The 20,059-nt window shown below is 56.9% G+C and carries 14 protein-coding genes and 1 tRNA gene; 7 read left to right on the plus strand and 8 right to left on the minus strand.

From position 1 onward, the window contains the following. Window positions 1-226: 226 nt before the first annotated feature. Window positions 227-1,132 carry a LysR family transcriptional regulator gene (locus tag Q1L34_RS16980; protein ID WP_004860459.1) on the minus strand — a complete coding sequence of 302 codons (906 nt, stop codon included), beginning with the start codon at window positions 1,130-1,132 and terminating at the stop codon, window positions 227-229. A gap of 114 nt (window positions 1,133-1,246) precedes the next feature. On the opposite strand from Q1L34_RS16980, the gene Q1L34_RS16985 reads away from it, so the two are divergent. Continuing rightward, window positions 1,247-2,107 carry a pirin family protein gene (locus Q1L34_RS16985; RefSeq protein ID WP_004860458.1) on the plus strand — a complete coding sequence of 287 codons (861 nt, stop codon included), beginning with the start codon at window positions 1,247-1,249 and terminating at the stop codon, window positions 2,105-2,107. A 234-nt stretch (window positions 2,108-2,341) separates the two neighbouring features. Next, window positions 2,342-2,429: transfer RNA gene (locus Q1L34_RS16990), tRNA-Ser, on the plus strand. A gap of 405 nt (window positions 2,430-2,834) precedes the next feature. On the opposite strand, the gene Q1L34_RS16995 is transcribed toward Q1L34_RS16990, so the two are convergent. Continuing rightward, window positions 2,835-4,982 (minus strand): TonB-dependent receptor family protein, encoded by a 2,148-nt coding sequence (locus tag Q1L34_RS16995; protein WP_327204203.1) that lies wholly within the window; start codon window positions 4,980-4,982, stop codon window positions 2,835-2,837. Window positions 4,983-5,176: 194 nt separating this feature from the next. Here Q1L34_RS16995 and Q1L34_RS17000 point away from each other — a divergent pair, with 194 nt between their 5' ends. From Q1L34_RS17000 to Q1L34_RS17010, 3 genes are all read left to right on the plus strand, one after another. After that, window positions 5,177-5,347 carry a hypothetical protein gene (locus tag Q1L34_RS17000; protein ID WP_327204204.1) on the plus strand — a complete coding sequence of 57 codons (171 nt, stop codon included), beginning with the start codon at window positions 5,177-5,179 and terminating at the stop codon, window positions 5,345-5,347. Window positions 5,348-5,353: 6 nt separating this feature from the next. Further along, the gene (locus tag Q1L34_RS17005; RefSeq protein ID WP_327204205.1) at window positions 5,354-5,842 is read left to right on the plus strand and encodes a TroA family protein; all 489 of its coding nucleotides are present in this window, start codon (window positions 5,354-5,356) and stop codon (window positions 5,840-5,842) included. Window positions 5,843-6,155: 313 nt separating this feature from the next. Further along, entirely contained in the window at window positions 6,156-7,397 is a 1,242-nt protein-coding gene (locus tag Q1L34_RS17010; protein ID WP_015584663.1) for an MFS transporter, read from the plus strand. 60 nt (window positions 7,398-7,457) lie between these two features. Here Q1L34_RS17010 and phoH read toward each other — a convergent pair whose 3' ends face one another. The 4 genes from phoH to efeU form a co-directional block, all read right to left on the minus strand. Then, complete coding sequence (gene phoH / locus Q1L34_RS17015) at window positions 7,458-8,246, minus strand: phosphate starvation-inducible protein PhoH (RefSeq protein ID WP_015584664.1); 789 nt, start codon at window positions 8,244-8,246, stop codon at window positions 7,458-7,460. A gap of 508 nt (window positions 8,247-8,754) precedes the next feature. Next, entirely contained in the window at window positions 8,755-10,038 is a 1,284-nt protein-coding gene (gene efeB / locus Q1L34_RS17020) for an iron uptake transporter deferrochelatase/peroxidase subunit (protein WP_327204206.1), read from the minus strand. Window positions 10,039-10,042: 4 nt separating this feature from the next. Further along, window positions 10,043-11,170 (minus strand): iron uptake system protein EfeO, encoded by a 1,128-nt coding sequence (gene efeO / locus Q1L34_RS17025; protein WP_004860442.1) that lies wholly within the window; start codon window positions 11,168-11,170, stop codon window positions 10,043-10,045. Between the two features lie 47 nt (window positions 11,171-11,217). Continuing rightward, window positions 11,218-12,057 carry an iron uptake transporter permease EfeU gene (efeU, locus tag Q1L34_RS17030; RefSeq protein ID WP_004860440.1) on the minus strand — a complete coding sequence of 280 codons (840 nt, stop codon included), beginning with the start codon at window positions 12,055-12,057 and terminating at the stop codon, window positions 11,218-11,220. 273 nt (window positions 12,058-12,330) lie between these two features. On the opposite strand from efeU, the gene Q1L34_RS17035 reads away from it, so the two are divergent. Further along, window positions 12,331-13,515, plus strand: coding sequence for a NupC/NupG family nucleoside CNT transporter (locus Q1L34_RS17035; RefSeq protein ID WP_004860438.1), 1,185 nt, complete (start codon window positions 12,331-12,333; stop codon window positions 13,513-13,515). A 32-nt stretch (window positions 13,516-13,547) separates the two neighbouring features. Here Q1L34_RS17035 and Q1L34_RS17040 read toward each other — a convergent pair whose 3' ends face one another. Continuing rightward, window positions 13,548-13,982 carry a DUF3574 domain-containing protein gene (locus Q1L34_RS17040; RefSeq protein ID WP_004860436.1) on the minus strand — a complete coding sequence of 145 codons (435 nt, stop codon included), beginning with the start codon at window positions 13,980-13,982 and terminating at the stop codon, window positions 13,548-13,550. A 144-nt stretch (window positions 13,983-14,126) separates the two neighbouring features. Further along, window positions 14,127-15,635, minus strand: a complete 1,509-nt coding sequence (gene putP / locus Q1L34_RS17045; protein ID WP_015584668.1) for a sodium/proline symporter PutP — start codon at window positions 15,633-15,635, stop codon at window positions 14,127-14,129. Between the two features lie 425 nt (window positions 15,636-16,060). Between putP and putA the strand changes: the two genes are divergently transcribed. Next, window positions 16,061-20,023, plus strand: a complete 3,963-nt coding sequence (gene putA, locus Q1L34_RS17050; protein ID WP_327204207.1) for a trifunctional transcriptional regulator/proline dehydrogenase/L-glutamate gamma-semialdehyde dehydrogenase — start codon at window positions 16,061-16,063, stop codon at window positions 20,021-20,023. Window positions 20,024-20,059 lie beyond the last annotated feature (36 nt).

Here is a 20,059-nt window from a genome sequence, read left to right on the forward strand (position 1 = left end):
GGGAGCATTTTTGAACAACGCCTGCGTTGGCCCCGAAGGGGCGAGGCCCAGGGACGGGCCGAGTAACGGTGAGCGAAGCGAATCAATCCTCCCCTCACCGCCATCTTTAAAGAAGAGCTCGTACGCAGGTACGGGCTTTTTTTTCGCCTGTGGCACCGCCCGGGGGGGATGAGAAGCCCCGACCGGGTGTCGACATGCGTGCTTTGCCCGGGATACAGCCCCCTTATCAATCCTCTTCCATCCGCTGGTATTCTTCGCTCAGAAAGTCTACCAGTGCTCTCACCGACGGCAGCAGACCGCGACGAGAGGCAAAAACCGCATGAATGACTTCCCGCTGTGGTTGCCACGCATCCAGTACCACCTCCAGGGTCCCGGCAGCCAGCTGATCGCGCACCATTAAGAGAGGAAGCTGAACCACCCCAACGCCGGCTATCGCCGCTTCACGCAATGCCAGCATGTCCGTCGTGACCATCCGCGGCGTGAAATAGACTTCCGCCCTTGCCCCCTCCGGCCCGCTCAGTTGCCACTTATGCTGATGCTTTCCGGCATCGAGACTCAGTCCCGGCCACGTACTCAGCTGCGATGGCGCCTGTGGCCGCCCCATTCGCGCAATACAAGCCGGGCTGGCGACCAGACGCTGTCCGCGGTCGGCCAGTACCCGCATCACCAGATCGCTATCGTCAAACGGACGCGGGCGCACGCGGATCGCAACGTCAATCCCTTCGCCAACAACGTCCACCCGCCGATTGGTAGCCTCCAGCTGCACATTGACGCCCGGGTAACGTAGCATAAACCGCGCCAGCATCGGCCCGACATGGGCATGCAATAAGGTCACCGGGCAGGTGAGTTTAACGCTGCCGCGCGGCTCCGAACGCAGCGTTTCCACCGCCTGCTGCGCCGCCTCGGCCTCTATCAGCATCGCTTTGCAGTGCTGGTAGAAGGTCTGCCCCACTTCGGTGACCACGAACTGCCGGGTCGTGCGATGAATCAGCCGCACACCAAGCCGCTCTTCCAGCTGCGCGATCCGACGGCTTAATTTTGATTTCGGTTGATCGAGCGCCCTGCCCGCCGCGGCGAATCCTTCATGATCGACGACCTGGACAAACCAGGCTAAGTCATTGAGATCGAGCATCCTTCCTCCATTGTTCCATTTTCAGAACAGTATAGGCCAGTTTTGCTATCTACCTGTTTATTGGCCGCAGATCTAATCTTATAGTCATCAGAAATCGCGACACAGGAGAGCACCATGAAACAGATTACAGGCGTCTACACCGCACCGGCCCAACATTGGGTCGGGGATGGCTTCCCGGTTCGCTCACTGTTCTCTTACCAGACTCATGGCGAACCGTTAAGCCCCTTCCTGCTGCTGGACTACGCCGGTCCTCACCACTTCCCGGCGGGAAGCGGCAGACGTGGGGTTGGCGAACATCCGCATCGCGGATTTGAAACCGTCACCATCGTCTATTCCGGTGAAGTTGAACACCGTGACTCGACGGGTAAAGGTGGGGTCATTGGCCCGGGCGATGTGCAGTGGATGACCGCCGGCGCCGGCATTCTGCATGAAGAGTTCCATTCGGCGGAGTTTACCCGCACCGGCGGCGAACTGAAGATGATCCAGCTGTGGGTCAACCTGCCGGCGAAAGACAAAATGACTCATCCGGGCTATCAGAGCATCACCGCGGATGTCATCCCCGATGTCGCCCTGGCGGACGGCGCGGGAAATATCCGGGTTATCGCCGGCAGCTATGACCAGGTGACTGGACCTGCGCACACTTTCTCGCCACTGAACGTCTGGGATATGCAGCTGAATCAGGGCCATGACATCACGCTCCGTCAGCCTGATGGCTGGAGCAGTGCGCTAGTGGTCCTTGAAGGTGAGATTACGGTCAACGGTGCAGAGCAGGCACGTGAAGGGCAACTGGTGGTGTTTAGTCAGCAGGGAGAAGCAATTCATCTTCATGCAACGGCGAATGCCAAAGTGCTGCTGCTGGCCGGTGAACCGTTGCGGGAGCCCATTGTGGGTTACGGTCCGTTTGTGATGAATACCAGGCAGCAGATCGCAGAAGCCGTGCGCGATTTTAACGGCGGACGCTTTGGCCAAATCTGACATCAGTGCCTTCCCGGCCTGCCAGCGTGGCGCGAAAGCAGCGCACGAGGCTGGTGAAGCCTCGCAAACAGCTTGATTCTCTGCGTTAAAATCGCTGCCCCGTCGGTTTTCAGCGGGGCAGTGTTCATTGCTTGACCGAACGGTAAAGAAAGAATAAATACTGCTTGACCGTTTTAGTGCAACTCCCTATAGTAGCGCCCCGTTGCCCACCCAAGGTGAGCAGCAAAACAATATGGTGAGGTGTCCGAGTGGCTGAAGGAGCACGCCTGGAAAGTGTGTATACGGCAACGTATCGGGGGTTCGAATCCCCCCCTCACCGCCATATTTAAAGAAGAGCTCGTACGCAGGTACGGGCTTTTTTTTCGCCTGTGGCACCGCCCGGGGGGATGAGAAACCCCGACCGGGGGTCGACAGCTGGCGCAGCCAGCTGGACAGACCGCGAGCCTGCGAGCGGGCTGCCCGCACAAAAATGCCGGGAGCATTTTTGAACAACGCCTGCGTTGGCCCCGAAGGGGCGAGGCCCAGGGACGGGCCGAGTAACGGTGAGCGAAGCGAATCAATCCCCCCTCACCGCCATATTTAAAGAAGAGCTCGTACGCAGGTACGGGCTTTTTTTTCGCATATTGCACCCAGCCGGAGGTATGGCCTTATCGCTCCTCCGCCAACCCCCCCGCTCTCTGACCTGACCGCTTCGCGGTGCATCCCTGCCCCGCGAAGCGTCACACGTTTAGAACGCCAGCGACGCCTGAACAAAGAAGGTTCGCGGCTCGCCGACATATTTGCCGTAGTTATTATCCGTTGAACGCGTGTAGTAGCGCTGATCGAAAAGGTTTTTAACCCCGGCGCCCAGTTTCAGATTTGACCACGACGGCCCCGTGTCATATTCGCCGCGCATATTCCACACCATATAGCCGGCAATATTACCGTACTGACCATCATCGCTCTCTTGGGTGATATAGCCATTCCCGGCAGCAGAAGATCCCGGAGAATGCTGGCGGGATTGCGAATAGCCATCGACGTTCCACACCCAGTTGCCCGTCGCGTAGCGGGAACCTACCGTCAGCACCTGGCGGGAATAGAAGGGCAGATCTTTACCCGAAAACTCGCCGCTGACGGATACGGCGCGGGTATAGGTATAGGTGGAATAGAGGCTGACCCCATCCAGGCTGTGCGTCAGTTCGCTGAGATCGTAGTTCAGAGCCAGCTCGACGCCTTGATGTTTGGTGGCGCCCAGCGTGGTCCAGCCGATGGTGTTGTTGATGTACTGCAGCTGATTATCAAAATCAATGTAGAAAGCCGTCAGCTCCGCTTTGAGTAAGGAGTCGTCATAGCGGGTACCGACTTCATAGGTGCGCGCCTTTTCCGGCTGCAGGCCCGGAGCCGGCTGGCCGTGATTCCCTCCGCGGGTGAGCTGGAAATACTGCAAGCTGCCGAAAGAGGTATTGGCATTAGCAAATAGCTTCCAGCTATCGGACAGGTGATACATCACGTTGATCGATGGCAGCGGTTCACTGTACGATTTTTCACGCGCAATATCGGCAAAAGCGTCATTCACATGCGTGCGGATGCTTTCATAACGCAGCCCCGGGGTAATCGTCCAGTTACCAACGTTGACGGCATCATCAATATAAAACGCGTTAGCTTCCGTACCGCCGGAGGTATGCTGATAATAGTTTTCTTTAGAATTCGGGGCAGAGGTCGTGGTCGTCGGATCGTACCAGTTGGACCGATATCCTTTTTCATCCGATGTCTCGTTCAGATAGCGATAGCCAAGGGTGACTTCATGGGCCATATCCCAGAAGCGGAACAGATGCGAATAGGTTGGTTCGATGGCCCAGGTGGTGTAGTGGCGAGGGGCGGCAGCCAGACGACTCTGCCCTTCCAGAGCCCCGGAGCCGTTGGTCTGAATATCGCTGGTGCGGAAACTTTTGGTGAAATAGGTCAGCACTTCAAACTGGCTATCCTCTTCCTGATGGCGATATTTGAAAGACATATCCTGGCGGCGTCCGGCAAACTGATCGAACGGGCGCACTGACTGGAAGGGATTTTGCTGGTACTGCTCTTTCGTCAGGCCGCCGGGCATACCCGCGGAGGCGTTATAATAATGGAAGTTACCAGTCAGTTCGTCCTGCGGAGTGAAACGATAACGCGTTTTCAGCATAAAATCGTCAATATCGGTATTGTCATTATTTTCCCGGTATCCCTGCCCGTGCAGGCCCGAGTACAGCAGCTCCGCCCCCAGACCGTTCTCCGCCGTGCCGCCAACGGAAGCGCTGGTCAGCGTTTTTAATCCGCCGTGTGAGGCCCCTTCCGTTTGCGCGCTCACCGCACCGCCGAACGTTTCCGGAATATCCTTCGAGACAAAGTTGATCACTCCGCCGACGTTCTGCGGCCCGTAACGAACGGCGCTGCCGCCGCGGATGACGTCAATGGACTGAATGTTCCCCATTGACAGCGGAGCCATTGACAGCTGAGGCTGGCCGTAAGGCGCGACAGAAAGCGGTACGCCGTCCATCATGATGGTTGAGCGAGGCGAAAGGCGCGATGTCAGGCCGCGCACGCCGACGTTCAGTGACACATCGCTCCCGCCGGTGCCGTTATTCTCCTGAACCTGAACCCCGGGAATACCGCGCAGCGCTTCTGAAATCGTCTCGCCGCCTTTTTCCTTAACCTGCTGCTCCGTCACGATGGTCCTTGCGCCGGGATGATCGAGCACTACCGTGCTGTAATCCGGCGAATCAAGCCAGTTGCCCACGACCGTCAGGGTATCCGTACGATCGGTTGATGAAGAGTTATCATTTTTATCAGCAGCCCAGGCCGGGAACGCTAAAACAATAGCGCTAGCAAGCAGCGAGAGCCGGAAGTGACCAGACATGAGAAGATCCCCTGTAAAATAAATATATTAATTATCAATTATTTGTATTGCGAATGATTTGAATTATGAGAAACGAAATGATAATAGTTAGCAATACATAGCAATGTAAACTTTTTTTTGAACGGAAGGTTGTTTTACGCTCCAGCCAAACTGGCCGGGTTGTCTCACGGCTGCGGACAGACGGATTGGATAAAATGAGGCAGAAACTTTTCTGGCGGCTGGTATTAGGCTGGCTACTTTTACTGTCGGCAGCAAATTTACAGGCATCCCCCGTCACGGCGACGGATATTGTCGGAAGAGAAGTGACCCTCCAGCAACCGGCAAAAAGAGTCATCCTGGCGGATGCCAGGGCCATTCAGGCATGACAGATTGTGCATCCGGATAATCCTTTTGCGCAGCTGATTGCCCGGGATAATCCCCTCAAAACCAAAGCGCCGGACCTTGACTCGCTTTATCTTGCAAAGTCCCCCCAGCTAAAACAGCTGCCGATGCTTGACAATGCATATCTCACTGATTTCAGCGTCGAGCGCGCCGTTCAGATGCAGCCGGATCTGAACGTCTTCGATTTTGGCGTATGGGGAAAACTGAAAGAGAGCCGCGTGCTGGATCTGCTTGCGGCGATCGGTATTCCCGTCGTCTTTATCGACTTTCGCCTACGCCCTCTTACCAACAGCGTCACCAGCAAAAGGCTGCTGGGGAAAGTGCTGGGCGGCGCCGAAGCGTGGGCGCGTTTCTATGAAGAGCGGCTCAACCTGATACGCCAGCGCACCGCCGGATTAAATGACAAAGAAAAGCCGCTTAATAAATGGTTAAGCGAAATGTCAGGGCACAAACTCCGCTACAAGAAAGATTGTCTATAGACGAAGCAAAACTCCCACATACAGGCATACGTCCTTCTCCCGGAATCGGCATAAATACCTCCCCGACTGGCCGCCCCGCAGGCAGAATCCGACGTTCGTCGTTTTTTGTCGTCAACACATTACGTTACCACTCTTTCCCCATGAAGCATGACAGACAATGTTTTAAATAAAACCCTGGTCATTTATTCCGTTATAAATATTAAAAACATACAGTTAATGTCATCATAACAGCCCACAATGCCCCTCAACCGAGTAGATCGCATCCGCCGACAAATTTATACTTAGCGCACATTTTTATTCCAAAGGTCTGGACATGACGTTCTCTTCTCCACTTAACAAACGCGGCGTAACGCCGGCGAAAGCCATGGTCGCGGCGATCAGCGGCTACGCAATGGATGGCTTTGACCTGCTGATCCTCGGTTTCATGCTGCCGGCAATCAGCGTTTCGCTGGCGCTTACCACTTCTCAGGCCGGTTCCCTCGTTACCTGGACGCTGATTGGCGCGGTACTGGGCGGGATTTTTTTCGGCCATCTCAGCGACCGTCTGGGCCGCATTCGCGTCCTGACCTTCACGATCCTGATGTTCTCGGTCTTTACCGGTCTCTGTGCGGTTGCCCAGGGCTATTGGGATCTGCTGGCCTATCGCACCCTTGCGGGTATGGGGCTCGGCGGCGAATTCGGTATCGGCATGGCGCTGATTGCCGAAGTCTGGCCGGCCCATAAGCGCAACCGCGCCTCGGCGTGGGTTGGTATCGGCTGGCAGCTTGGCGTGCTGCTGGCCGCCTTTATCACCCCTCTCCTGCTGGATATCATCGGCTGGCGCGGGATGTTTCTGGTTGGCCTTCTGCCGGCGCTGGTCTCATTTGCCATCCGCCGCGGGATGGGAGAACCGGAGGCGTTTACCAAAGATAGCCGTGTCGCGCAGGAAATATCGTTCACCGCGCGCCTCAGGATGCTGTTTGCCGACCGCGCCACCTCGAAGGCCAGTATCGGCATCCTCATCCTCTGCTCGGTACAGAATTTTGGCTACTATGGCCTGATGATCTGGATGCCCAGCTATCTCTCCTCCAGTTTTGGCTTTTCGCTCACCAAATCAGGGCTGTGGACGGCGGTCACCGTCGTGGGGATGACCTTCGGCATCTGGCTGTTCGGCGTGCTGGCAGACCGTTTCGCGCGCTGGAAGATCTTTCTGATTTACCAGGTGGGGGCCGTCGTGATGGTCATCGTCTACGCCCAGCTGCGGGACCCGACCCTGATGCTGTTTACCGGAGCGGTAATGGGGATGTTTGTCAACGGCATGATTGGCGGCTATGGCGCGCTGATCTCTGATACCTACCCGCTACAGGTCCGCGCCACCGCGCAGAACGTGCTGTTTAACCTCGGGCGCGGCGTGGGCGGCTTTGGACCGCTGGTGATTGGCCTGTTCGTCAGCCACTGGTCGTTTACCGCGGCGATCACCCTGCTGGCCCTGCTCTATCTGCTGGATATTTTCGCCACCCTGTTCCTGCTGCCAAAAACCCAGGGCAGCGAAGATGCGCTGGGCGCGATCGGCTAACGCCCTGCGCTCCAGATAACAAAGCCCGGGTTTCCCCGGGCTTTGCACACAAGATAGCGATCAGTAGTAGGCTTTCAACGTTCGCTGGCAAAGCATCGAACGGACGCAATCATCGGCGGTAAAACGCACAACGCCGATCATGTCGTCTTCCGCAAAACGCGCCAGCGCATCGACCAGCCCGGACTTCACGCCAGAGGGTAAATCACACTGGGTAATGTCGCCGTTCACGATGACCGTCACGTTTTCCCCGAGGCGGGTTAAAAACATTTTCATTTGCGCAGCGGTCACGTTCTGAGCCTCGTCCAGAATCACAACCGCATTTTCAAATGTACGTCCGCGCATATAGGCGAACGGCGCGATTTCCACCTTGCCAATTTCCGGTCGCAGGCAGTATTGCATAAAGGAAGCGCCCAGCCTTCTCACCAGTACGTCGTACACCGGTCGGAAATAGGGAGCAAACTTCTCGGCGATATCTCCCGGTAAGAAGCCGAGATCTTCATCGGCCTGCAGAACGGGACGGGTAACAATAATCCTGTCCACATCTTTGTGAATCAGGGCTTCAGCGGCTTTTGCTGCGCTAATCCAGGTTTTACCGCACCCGGCTTCGCCCGTGGCAAAAATCAGCTGTTTATTGTCGATGGCATTCAAATAATGCGCCTGAGCGTCATTGCGCGCTTCAATTGGGGAAGTATCACGGCTGTCCCGCGCCATGCCAATTGCTTCTACGCCACTCATTTGCACAAGCGATGTGACCGATTCTTCTTCGCGTTGCTTATGGCTGCGCGAATCCTGTCTCAGCACACGTTTGGCCTCACGACGAGCTTTGGTCACTGCTTTTTGTCTTCCCATGGATAGCACCTTGCGTTGTTGGTTTACATCACACGCGTCAATATCGACGCGATTATGCGCACGAACGATTGAGGTTTGGCTTCCTTGTAAGCCATTGCTTGCCTGTCGAATTGACAACGGGTCACGGCTACGCGCACCGCGTACCCGGTCTGGGTTTAGGTTATTGGTGGTGACTGGAGAAAAATTCGAGGTGTGGGAATCGCGGCCGGAAGTGTGGCCCCCGTGCTGAGGAGTACGGTAAGAAGATTTACATTTTCCGTTACAGCAATCGGGCATTCGCGATCTCCATAGTGAAACGACATCACTGCCGGGAACTACCGCGTCTGTAATAAGTACATCAAAAATAATTCTTAATGCAACTTATTTTTTACATGCGGACAACAAATAATTCTCATCGCAGCTCAGGAGAGTTTCCGACAAATAGATTACAGAAAAATAACACAAGGCAGGAAATACAAAAAAAGAATGGAAAAACAGCAGAAACGCCCTGCCCTTGCGGGCAGGTACGTCAGGCTTCGAGCAGAGATTGCGCCAGGTAGTGCTGGCTGTCGATAACGCCCGGTAACACAAAGAAGTAGCCGCCGCCGATAGGTTTGACGTACTCCTCCAGCGCTTCGCCGTTAAGGCGTTTTTGCACCGTCAGGAATCCCTTCTCCAGATCATGCTGATAGCAGACAAACAGCAGTCCCATATCCAGCTGCCCGGAGTTGGTCACCCCCAGCGAATAACTGTAGCCGCGACGCATCATCAGACTGGACTGCGTCTGCGGTGTGCGCGGGTTCGCCAGACGAATGTGGCTATCCAGCGCGATAATATCGCCATCAGGATCCCGACTGTAATCCGGCACGTCATGCTCATGCTGCATACCCAGCGGCGCGCCGCTGTGCTTATCGCGCCCAAAAATGGTCTGCTGCTCTTTCAGCGGGGTGCGATCCCAGAACTCCACATGGAACTGGATGATACGCGCCGCCTGATAGCTGCCGCCGGTTGCCCACGCAGGCTCGCCTTGATCGGAGGTCACCCATACCACTTCATCCATCAGCGCCTTATCGGTACTGACCGGGTTCGCGGTGCCGTCTTTAAAGCCCAGCAGGTTAACCGGCGTCTCTTTGCCTTTACTCCGCGCGGCGCTATCGGAAATAAACCCTTCGCGCTTCCAGCGGACGCTGAGCAGGTCCGGCGTATGTTTAATCACATCGCGCAGCGCATGGATAACCGTATCCTGAGTATTGGCACAGATTTGCAACAGCAGATCGCCATGACAGAGCGCCGCATCCAGCGAATCGTTGGGGAAGCGGGTCATTTTTTGCAGCTTTTTCGGCGCCTTATCCGCTAATCCATAGCGCTCATCAAACAGCGAATGGCCAACCGAAACGGTGACGGTCAGGTTATCCGGGGAGATCCACGCGCCGAGGATCCCCGAATCCATTGGCGGCAGACGCGGATTTGGCGTGTCCGGCGCCGGCCCCCCTTTGGTCAGAAAGGCAATGCGCTGAGTCAGCAGGCGAAACAGGCGCTCCAGGTCAGCTTTATCGCTGGCCAGCACATCAAAGGCCACCAGCATCATCGATGCCTGCTGCGGCGTCAGCACGCCGGCCTGGTGCTGCCCGTAAAAAGGCTGCGCTTCGGCACGCGCGTCCGGCGACAGCACGCCCGGAGAGCTGTTGCCCTTCGCCGCGTGTGCCACCGGACAGCCGCCGGTGATAACCAGCGCGCCGCCAAGCGCGCCGATCCCTTTTAATAATCGACGACGTGAAGGTTCATTCACATCAAGTTGCTTCTGTTCTGCCATCGACTTAGTCCAGCCCAAGGATCCCGCGCAACTGAGCCAGATCTTCCGCCAGCGTGGTGATCGGCCCTTTTAACGCATTACGATCCGCATCCGTCAGCTTGTCATACGTTTCGAAGCCGTCTTTAGTGCGGTATTTGCTGAGGATAGCGTCAACTTTCTTGAAGTTAGCGTCAACTTTCGCCAGCAGCGCGCTGTTCTCTTTTTGCAGCTGCGGGCGCAGCAGGTCAACGATCTTCTGCGCGCCGTCGATGTTCGCCTGGAAGTCCCACAGATCGGTGTGGCTGTAGCGATCTTCTTCACCGCTGATTTTGCTGGCCGCGACTTCTTCAATCAGGCCCGCCGCGCCGCCCACCACTTTCGACGGCGGGAACGCCAGTTCGCTGATGCGTTTTTGCAGTTCAAGCACATCGCTGTTCAGCTGATCGGCATACTTTTCCATCCCCTTGACGCTGTTGTCGCCAAACAGGGCTTTTTCCAGACGGTGGAAGCCGGTGAATTTCGGATCTTCGGCTTTTTTCTCGTAATCGTCTTCACGAGCATCAATACTGCCGTCCAGATCGGAGAACAGCTCCGCGATCGGTTCAATGCGCTCGTAGTGCTGACGCGTCGGAGCATACAGCGCTTTCGCTTTTTCAATATCTCCCGCCTTCACCGCGTCGGTGAACGCTTTCGTGCCGCTAACCAGCTGTGCGGTTTCCGCCGTAACGTAGGCTTTATAGGCGGTAATCGCCTCGCCAAGACTCAGCAGCGCATCGGCTTTCGCCGCATCTTTGGTGGCGGCACCGGTCACAATCAGCTTGCCTTTCGGGTTGGTCAGCAGCCCGCAGGTCATATCGTATTCGCCCGGCTGCAGGTTCGCCGTCAGCTTTTGCGTAAAGCCTGGCGCAATGTTCTCGCGCTCTTCAACGACCATCACGCCTTTGAGAATCTCCCACTCCAGCGCTTTCTGACTGTGGTTTTGAATAATGAACTGCGTTTTCCCCGCTTTCACGGTGACGTTCATCGGCTCACACTGTTTGTCGTTAACGGTGACTTTTACCTGCGGGATATCCGCAGCCTGAGCGTAGAAGGCAGAGCTGAACAACGCTGCGACGGCAAGCTGCAGCGCATTACGGCGAAAATGAATCATCATGATCATCCCTTTCGGTAAGTATGTTGTAACCATAATCCTGCGGCGCCCTACTTAAGCGGAGCGGTGCGCGAGGTTGCTGTATTGCTACGCGGCGGCAGCGCAAACAGCACCAGCGCCGGAATCAAATAGATAAAGTAGACCGCCACTTCACTGACGGTAGGCGCCTCCTGGTAACCGAAGATCCCTTCGAGCAGCGTGCCGAAAAGCGTGTGGGTCGACAGCACGCCGCTCAGGTCAAACGCCACGTCCTGGAAGTGGTTCCACAGACCGGCTTCATGGAAGGCGCGAATGGCCCCGGCCGCCAGCCCGGCCGCCACCAGCAGAATGAACAGACTGGTCCATTTGAAGAACACGCCGAGGTTGAGGCGGATCCCGCCCCAGTAAAGCAGAAAGCCGAGGACAATCGCGGTAGCCAGCCCCAGCATCGCCCCGAGCGGCGGCCAAATCCCCACATCCTGCTGGAAGGCCGCCAGCAGGAAGAACACCGACTCCAGCCCTTCCCGCGCGACGGCGAAAAAGACCATCATGATCAGCGCCCAGCCATGATGATTACCGCGCTGCAGCGCATTATCCACCGCCTGTTCCAGCTGCTGTTTCACGTTGCGCGAGACTTTGCGCATCCAGAAGACCATCCAGGTCAGGATGCATACCGCTACCAGTGCCACGATGCCTTCGAACAGCTCCTGTTCCCGCTGGGGAAACTCGCCGGTCGTTTCGTTAATGAAGATCCCCAGGCCCAGGCACAGCGCCGCCGCCAGGATAACGCCAATCCACATGACGCCAATCAAGCTGCCGCGCTGGGTGCGTTTGAGATAGCTGGCAATCAGGCTGACAATCAGCGCCGCCTCCAGCCCTTCGCGTAACATAATGAGAAATGGAACGAACATGCCGACACCCTTCAATGTGAATCGCAGTCAGTGGATGCAAAGATAAGTAAATATTTCTGATAGTGATTATCATTACAATAATCAGAAACACAAGTGAAATGTAGAGAGTTTGGTATCGATTTGTAAATTAATCGCTTTAAAATAATTACTTAGGGGATTATCTGTCTTCATCGCGGTCAGGCAGCCGGCGCGGCGGTTTTTTCGCTACAGATATTTACCAGGCTGACCGGCTGTGGCTAAATAGCGGCCTTATTGACCTGCGAAAAGAACAACATGACACAATTCTTGCACTTCCTGCTGGCGCTGGCGGTTATTCTCGGCCTTGCCTGGCTTGCCAGCTATGACCGACAAAAAATCCGTGTTCGTTATATTATCCAGTTAATTATCATTGAAATTGCGCTGGCATTCTTTTTTCTGCATGCCGAAAGCGGTCTGTGGATAGTTAAAAATATCTCAAGCTTTTTCACTTCGTTGCTCGGTTTTGCTGCCGAAGGCACCAACTTTGTATTTGGCGGTATGAGCGAAAAAGGAATGGCGTTTATTTTCCTTGGCGTGCTGTGCCCGATTGTCTTTATTTCGGCGCTGATCGGTATTCTTCAGCACTGGCGCATTCTGCCTGTTTTCATCCGTGTGATTGGCACCCTGCTCTCCAAAGTCAACGGCATGGGTAAACTGGAATCCTTCAACGCCGTCAGCTCGCTGATTCTCGGCCAGTCGGAGAACTTTATCGCCTATAAGGGCGTGCTCGGCGACCTCTCCTCACGCCGGCTGTTCACCATGGCGGCCACCGCGATGTCAACGGTATCGCTCTCCATCGTCGGCGCCTATATGAGCATGCTCGATGCAAAATATGTGGTCGCGGCGCTGATCCTTAATATGTTCAGCACCTTTATTGTACTGTCGATTATTAACCCGACGCGTCCGGGTAGCGAAGAAGAGATTAAGCTGGAGAAGCTCCACGAATCACAAAGCTTCTTCGAAATGCTCGGGGAATATATTCTTGCCGGCTTTAAAGTGGCGATGATTATTCTGGCGATGCTGATTGGTTTTATTGCCCTGATCAGCGCCATTAATGCCCTGTTTGCCACGCTATTTGGCCTGAGTTTCCAACAAATTCTCGGCTACGTTTTTTATCCGCTGGCCTGGCTGATTGGTATTCCGCTCAGCGATGCGTTGAGCGCCGGAAGTATTATGGCAACCAAGCTGGTGGCGAATGAGTTCGTGGCGATGATTGAGCTGCAAAAAATTGCCGCCGGCATGACCCCGCGTGGACTGGGTATCCTCTCGGTCTTCCTGGTCTCTTTCGCGAACTTTGCCTCCATCGGCATTATTGCCGGAGCCATTAAAGGACTGAACGAACAGCAGGGGAATATCGTCTCCCGCTTCGGCCTGCGTCTGGTCTACGGCGCCACGCTGGTCAGTCTGCTTTCCGCCAGCTTCGCCGGCCTGGTGCTGTAACAGACAGGGCGGGGAATTTCCCCGCCCTGTTTTCAGAAGTGAACGCAGACCGGCTGGTCAACGCGCATCACCGACTCCTGGGCAAAGCGCGATTTATAGAGGTGACGTAACGCCTCAATCCCCTCTTCGCTGCCACCGTCTTTACCATGAATCAGCATCAGCGCTTTGCTCTGCTCGCGGGCCACGCTGCCGTCATTCCCCAGCCACTGCCCCCGGGCGTCAAACACCGTTAACCCCTCGCGAAAACGCGGCGTGACGTCGCGGTCAACAAACTGCTGCCACTCCTGGGCGGTGATATCTTTACCCGCCGGCCGGCTTAAACCGAAATAGAGCGTGGTCTGCACCATCGCATTCTCTGCCGGGCATACCGCTGCCGTGGGAGTCGGCGGACGCTTCTTCGCCGGCGCCACGCAACCGCCAAGCAGCCCTGCCATCACCAGCACCAGCGCACCCTGTCTGAACGTCATTTTGCTATCCTCATTGTTTTTTGTGCCCCCGATATCAGCGTATTTTCATGGAATTAGCAAGAGGGGGAGCTGTGGCGGACGCCGGAACTGCTTTCAGCAACAAAAAAGCCCGCTGAGCGCGGGCTTGATTAAGCGATCCTGAATTTACTCGGCGGTAGCCGGTATCGGCGGAGCCGAATGATAATGGGCGTCCGCTTCGGCAAAGCGTTGCTGCATGGATGTCGACGGGGCTTTGCCCAGCAGGCTGAAGACCACGATGCCCAGGCTGCCGAAGATAAAGCCAGGGATGATTTCATACAGCCCCAGCCAGCCGAACTGTTTCCAGACAATCACCGTCAGCGCGCCAATCACCATCCCGGCCAGCGCCCCGTTACGCGTCATGCGCGACCACATCACCGAGAACAGCACCACCGGACCAAACGCGGCACCGAAGCCTGCCCAGGCATAGCTCACCAGACCCAGCACACGGTTGTTCGGGTTTGCCGCCAGCGCAATGGCGATCAGCGCCACCACCAGGACCATCGTCCGTCCGACCCACACCAGCTCTTTCTGACCGGCGTTTTTACGCAGAAACGCTTTATACAGGTCTTCGGTAATCGCGCTGGAGCACACCAGCAGCTGGCAGCTCAGGGTGGACATTACCGCCGCCAGAATCGCCGACAGCAGAATACCGGCAATCCACGGGTTAAACAGGATTTGCGCCAGTTCGATAAACACGCGCTCGGAGTTCTGATTCACCGCGCCGGCCAGCGCCGGGTTATTATTGAACCATGCAATACCGAAGAAACCGACCGCCACGGCACCCGCCAGGCAGAGAATCATCCAGGTCATGCTGATACGACGTGCGTGAACGATACTGTGGTGGGAATCCGCCGCCATAAAACGCGCCAGAATATGCGGCTGGCCAAAGTAGCCCAGGCCCCAGCCCATCAGCGAAATAATCGCCACAAAATTCAGTCCTTTGAGCATATCGACGTTTTCAATGCTCTTCTGCTTGATCACTTCCAGCGATTCGCCAAAACCGCCAACGGAAATAATCACCATCACCGGCGTCAGAATCAGCGCGAAAATCATCAGGCTGGCCTGCACGGTATCGGTCCAGCTTACCGCGAGGAATCCGCCGACGAAGGTATAGACAATCGTCGCCGCCGCACCGGCCCACAGCGCCGTTTCATAGCTCATGCCAAAGGTGCTTTCAAACAGACGAGCACCGGCGACAATCCCGGAGGCACAATAAATGGTGAAGAACAGCAAAATAACCAGCGCCGAAATAATACGCAGCACACGGCTTTTATCTTCAAAGCGGCCGGTAAAATAATCCGGCAAGGTCAGCGCATTATTATTTACCTCGGTATGAACGCGCAGACGACCGGCGACCAGTTTCCAGTTAATCCATGCGCCGAGCGTCAGACCAATGGCAATCCAGCTCTCAGAAATACCGGAGAGAAATATTGCGCCAGGTAATCCCATCAGCAGCCAGCCGCTCATATCGGAGGCGCCGGCGGAGAGCGCCGTCACAAATGGCCCGAGACTGCGGCCGCCGAGAATATAATCATCAAAGTTTTTCGTCGATCGCCAGGCAATAAAACCGATCAGTACCATGCCAAATATATAAATAGTAAAAGTCACCAACATGGGGGTGCTAATAGCCATGTAAAATCTCCAGATTCTTTTGTCGACAACATCCTGCTTTGTCATTTTATTCCACTACCGGAACGGGGTAATGGCACAATGGTTGTATTGGGCGACCGTATCCTGACGGAAGCGTCGGAATTTCACAAACGATTTAACACAGCATTTACACTACTTTTTGTCCGCACCAAACTTCATTTTGTTATAGGTTGCACTCTCTCACGTTTTTATTGGTTGCACCTTGTAAAACTGTTAACTGACGCATAAAAACACCCTGATGGAGAAAGGTTAATTTCCCGTTACATCCACCATCTCAATTAACAACTCACTCATTTCTCAGCTTGCTACACAGGTCACGATTAACAAGGTTGCACAAAGTTGCAACATAGTGGATATTTTCGCGTAACCGCAAAAAAGAACAACGATTCATAACAGGAGTGATAAGCATGGGCACCACTACCATGGGTGTTAAGCTTGACGACGCGACGCGTGAACGCATCAAGTTCGCCGCGAGCCGTATTGACCGCACGCCGCATTGGCTGATTAAACAGGCCATTTTCAACTATCTGGAAAAGCTGGAAAACGACGAGACGCTGCCCGAGCTGCCGGCCCTGCTTGCCGGCGCCGCCAATGAAAGCGATGACGTCAGCAGCCCGGTCGATGAACCGTGGCAGCCTTTCCTCGATTTTGCCGAGCAGATTCTGCCGCAGTCCGTCACCCGGGCCTCGATTACCGCCGCCTACCGCCGGGCAGAAACCGACGCCGTCCCGATGTTGCTGGAGCAGGCGCGCCTGCCGCAGCCGCTGGCGGACCAGGCGCATAAGCTGGCTTATCAGCTGGCGGAAAAACTGCGTAATCAAAAAACCGCCAGCGGTCGCGCCGGCATGGTGCAGAGTCTGCTGCAGGAGTTTTCGCTCTCTTCACAGGAAGGGGTGGCGCTGATGTGTCTGGCGGAGGCGCTGCTGCGTATTCCGGACAAAGCCACCCGCGATGCCCTTATCCGCGACAAAATCAGCAACGGTAACTGGCAGTCGCACATCGGTCGCAGCCCGTCGCTGTTCGTCAATGCGGCAACCTGGGGCCTGCTGTTTACCGGCAAACTGGTCTCAACCCACAACGAAACCAGCCTTTCGCGCTCGCTGAACCGGATTATCGGCAAAAGCGGCGAACCGCTGATTCGCAAAGGCGTCGACATGGCGATGCGTTTGATGGGCGAACAGTTCGTGACCGGCGAAACCATCGCCGAAGCGCTGGCCAACGCCCGCAAGCTGGAAGAGAAAGGGTTCCGTTACTCCTACGATATGCTGGGCGAAGCGGCGCTCACCGCCGCCGATGCTCAGGCCTATATGGTCTCCTACCAGCAGGCGATCCACGCGATCGGCAAAGCCTCTAATGGCCGCGGCATTTATGAAGGCCCGGGGATTTCGATCAAGCTCTCCGCGCTGCACCCGCGCTACAGCCGCGCGCAATACGATCGGGTGATGGATGAACTGTATCCGCGCCTGAAATCATTGACCCTGCTGGCGCGTCAGTACGATATCGGGATTAACATCGATGCCGAAGAGGCCGATCGCCTGGAGATCTCTCTCGACCTGCTGGAGAAGCTGTGCTTTGAACCGGAGCTGGCCGGCTGGAACGGGATCGGCTTCGTCATTCAGGCCTATCAGAAACGCTGCCCGTTCGTCATTGATTCCCTGATCGATCTTGCCACCCGCAGCCGCCGTCGCCTGATGATCCGCCTGGTAAAAGGGGCCTACTGGGATAGCGAAATCAAACGCGCGCAGATGGACGGCCTCGAAGGCTATCCGGTCTATACCCGCAAAGTGTATACCGACGTCTCCTACCTCGCCTGCGCGAAAAAGCTGCTGGCGGTGCCGAGCCTGATCTATCCGCAGTTCGCCACCCACAACGCCCACACCCTGGCAGCCATTTATCAGTTGGCCGGGCAGAACTACTATCCGGGCCAGTATGAATTCCAGTGCCTGCACGGCATGGGTGAACCGCTCTACGAACAGGTAGTCGGCAAGGTTGCCGACGGGAAACTGAACCGTCCATGCCGGATTTATGCGCCGGTCGGGACCCACGAAACGCTGCTGGCATACCTGGTACGCCGCCTGCTGGAAAACGGCGCCAACACCTCCTTTGTTAACCGTATCGCGGATACGACGCTACCGCTGGATGAGCTGGTTGCCGACCCGGTCAGCGCCGTGGAAAAACTGGCTCAGCAGGAGGGTCAGGCCGGTCTGCCCCATCCGAAGATCCCGCTGCCGCGCGATCTGTACGGCAAAGGCCGCAGCAACTCCGCGGGCCTGGATCTGGCCAACGAACATCGTCTGGCCTCCCTCTCCTCCTCTCTGCTGAACAGCGCATTGCACAAATGGCAGGCGCTGCCGGCGCTGGAACATCCGGTCATTGCCGGGGAACTGCAGACGGTAATTAACCCGGCCGAGCCGAAAGATATCGTCGGCCACGTGCGTGAAGCCCGCCCGGAAGAGATTGAACTGGCGCTGACCAGCGCAGTCAATAACGCGCCTATCTGGTTTGCCACCCCGCCGCAGGAGCGCGCGGCAATCCTCGAACGCGCGGCGATCTTAATGGAAGGCCAAACGCAAACGCTTATCGGGATTCTGGTACGCGAAGCGGGTAAAACCTTCAGCAACGCCATCGCCGAAGTTCGTGAAGCAGTGGACTTCCTGCACTACTACGCCGGTCAGGTTCGCGACGACTTTGATAATGAAACCCACCGTCCGCTGGGGCCGGTGGTGTGCATCAGCCCGTGGAACTTCCCGCTGGCGATCTTCACCGGCCAGATTGCCGCCGCGCTGGCCGCAGGCAACAGCGTGCTGGCAAAACCCGCCGAGCAGACGCCGCTGATCGCCGCTCAGGGCGTGGCGATTCTGCTGGAGGCCGGCGTCCCGCCGGGCGTTATCCAGCTGCTGCCGGGCCGCGGGGAAACCGTCGGCGCGGCGCTCACCGGCGACCAGCGCGTGCGTGGGGTGATGTTTACCGGCTCAACCGAGGTCGCGACTTTACTGCAGCGCAATATCGCCAGCCGCCTTGACGCCCAGGGGCGTCCGACGCCGCTGATTGCCGAAACCGGCGGCATGAACGCCATGATTGTCGACTCTTCCGCGCTTACCGAGCAGGTGGTGGTTGACGTGCTGGCTTCCGCCTTCGATAGCGCCGGCCAGCGCTGCTCCGCGCTGCGGGTGCTCTGTCTGCAGGAGGAGATCGCCGACCATACGCTGACCATGCTGCGTGGCGCAATGGGCGAATGCCGGATGGGCAACCCGGGCCGCCTGACCACCGATATCGGCCCGGTGATTGATGCCGAAGCCAAAGAGAATATCGAGCGGCATATTCAGACGCTGCGCGCCAAGGGCCGCAACGTCTTCCAGGCGGTGCGCGAGAACAGCGACGACGCGCGCGAATGGCAGAGCGGGACCTTCGTTCCGCCGACGCTTATCGAACTCGACAGCTTTGACGAACTGAAAAAAGAGGTCTTTGGCCCGGTCCTGCACGTGGTGCGCTATAACCGCAACGCGCTGGATCGGCTGGTTGAGCAGATCAACGCTTCCGGCTATGGCCTGACGCTCGGGGTCCATACCCGCATCGACGAAACCATCGCCCAGGTCACCGGCAGCGCAAAAGTCGGCAACCTGTACGTCAACCGAAATATGGTGGGCGCGGTGGTTGGCGTCCAGCCGTTCGGCGGCGAAGGCCTGTCGGGAACCGGCCCGAAAGCGGGCGGCCCGCTGTATCTGTACCGCCTGCTCTCAAGCCGTCCGCAGAACGCCGTCGGCGCAACCCTCGCCCGCCAGGACGCTGAACGTCCGCTGGACGCCCAGCTGAAAACCCTGCTGGAAAAACCGCTGGTCGCGCTACAGCAGTGGGCCGCAGGCCGGCCGGAGCTGCAGGCCCTGTGCCAGCAGTATAGCGAACAGGCGCAGGCCGGCACCCAGCGTCTGCTGCCGGGGCCGACCGGGGAGCGCAACACCCTGACCTTCATTCCCCGCGATCGCGTGCTGTGCGTGGCGGATAATGAACAGGATGCGCTGACCCAGCTGGCGGCGGTCGCCGCCGTCGGCTGCGAGATCCTGTGGCCGGATAACGCCCTGCATCGCGAACTGGCGAAGAAGCTGCCGCGCGAAGTCAGCGAGCGCATCCACTTCGCCAAAGAGACCGATCTGACCGCCCAGGCCTTCGACGCGGTGATTTACCACGGCGATTCCGATCAGCTGCGCGAGCTGTGCGAACAGGTGGCGGCGCGGGACGGGGCGATTGTTTCGGTACAGGGGTTCGCCCGCGGTGAGACCAACCTGCTGCTGGAGCGCCTCTATATCGAGCGCTCGCTCAGCGTCAATACCGCCGCGGCGGGCGGCAACGCCAGCCTGATGACCATCGGCTAAGGCCGATCCCCGAGGCGGCGTCCGGCAGCGGTTCGG

The sequence above is a fragment of the Klebsiella ornithinolytica genome (assembly GCF_030505655.1).
GTDB lineage: Bacteria > Pseudomonadota > Gammaproteobacteria > Enterobacterales > Enterobacteriaceae > Klebsiella > Klebsiella ornithinolytica.

Excerpts from the sequence above, each read along its gene's own strand:
- efeB (WP_327204206.1), bottom strand. The coding sequence starts at position 10,038 with ATGGCAGAACAGAAGCAACTTGATGTGAATGAACCTTCACGTCGTCGA.
- phoH (WP_015584664.1), bottom strand. The coding sequence starts at position 8,246 with ATGGGAAGACAAAAAGCAGTGACCAAAGCTCGTCGTGAGGCCAAACGT.
- Q1L34_RS16980 (WP_004860459.1), bottom strand. The coding sequence starts at position 1,132 with ATGCTCGATCTCAATGACTTAGCCTGGTTTGTCCAGGTCGTCGATCAT.
- Q1L34_RS17010 (WP_015584663.1), top strand. The coding sequence starts at position 6,156 with ATGACGTTCTCTTCTCCACTTAACAAACGCGGCGTAACGCCGGCGAAA.
- efeO (WP_004860442.1), bottom strand. The coding sequence starts at position 11,170 with ATGATGATTCATTTTCGCCGTAATGCGCTGCAGCTTGCCGTCGCAGCG.
- Q1L34_RS17040 (WP_004860436.1), bottom strand. The coding sequence starts at position 13,982 with ATGACGTTCAGACAGGGTGCGCTGGTGCTGGTGATGGCAGGGCTGCTT.
- putP (WP_015584668.1), bottom strand. The coding sequence starts at position 15,635 with ATGGCTATTAGCACCCCCATGTTGGTGACTTTTACTATTTATATATTT.
- efeU (WP_004860440.1), bottom strand. The coding sequence starts at position 12,057 with ATGTTCGTTCCATTTCTCATTATGTTACGCGAAGGGCTGGAGGCGGCG.
- Q1L34_RS17000 (WP_327204204.1), top strand. The coding sequence starts at position 5,177 with ATGAGGCAGAAACTTTTCTGGCGGCTGGTATTAGGCTGGCTACTTTTA.
- putA (WP_327204207.1), top strand. The coding sequence starts at position 16,061 with ATGGGCACCACTACCATGGGTGTTAAGCTTGACGACGCGACGCGTGAA.
- Q1L34_RS16995 (WP_327204203.1), bottom strand. The coding sequence starts at position 4,982 with ATGTCTGGTCACTTCCGGCTCTCGCTGCTTGCTAGCGCTATTGTTTTA.
- Q1L34_RS16985 (WP_004860458.1), top strand. The coding sequence starts at position 1,247 with ATGAAACAGATTACAGGCGTCTACACCGCACCGGCCCAACATTGGGTC.
- Q1L34_RS17035 (WP_004860438.1), top strand. The coding sequence starts at position 12,331 with ATGACACAATTCTTGCACTTCCTGCTGGCGCTGGCGGTTATTCTCGGC.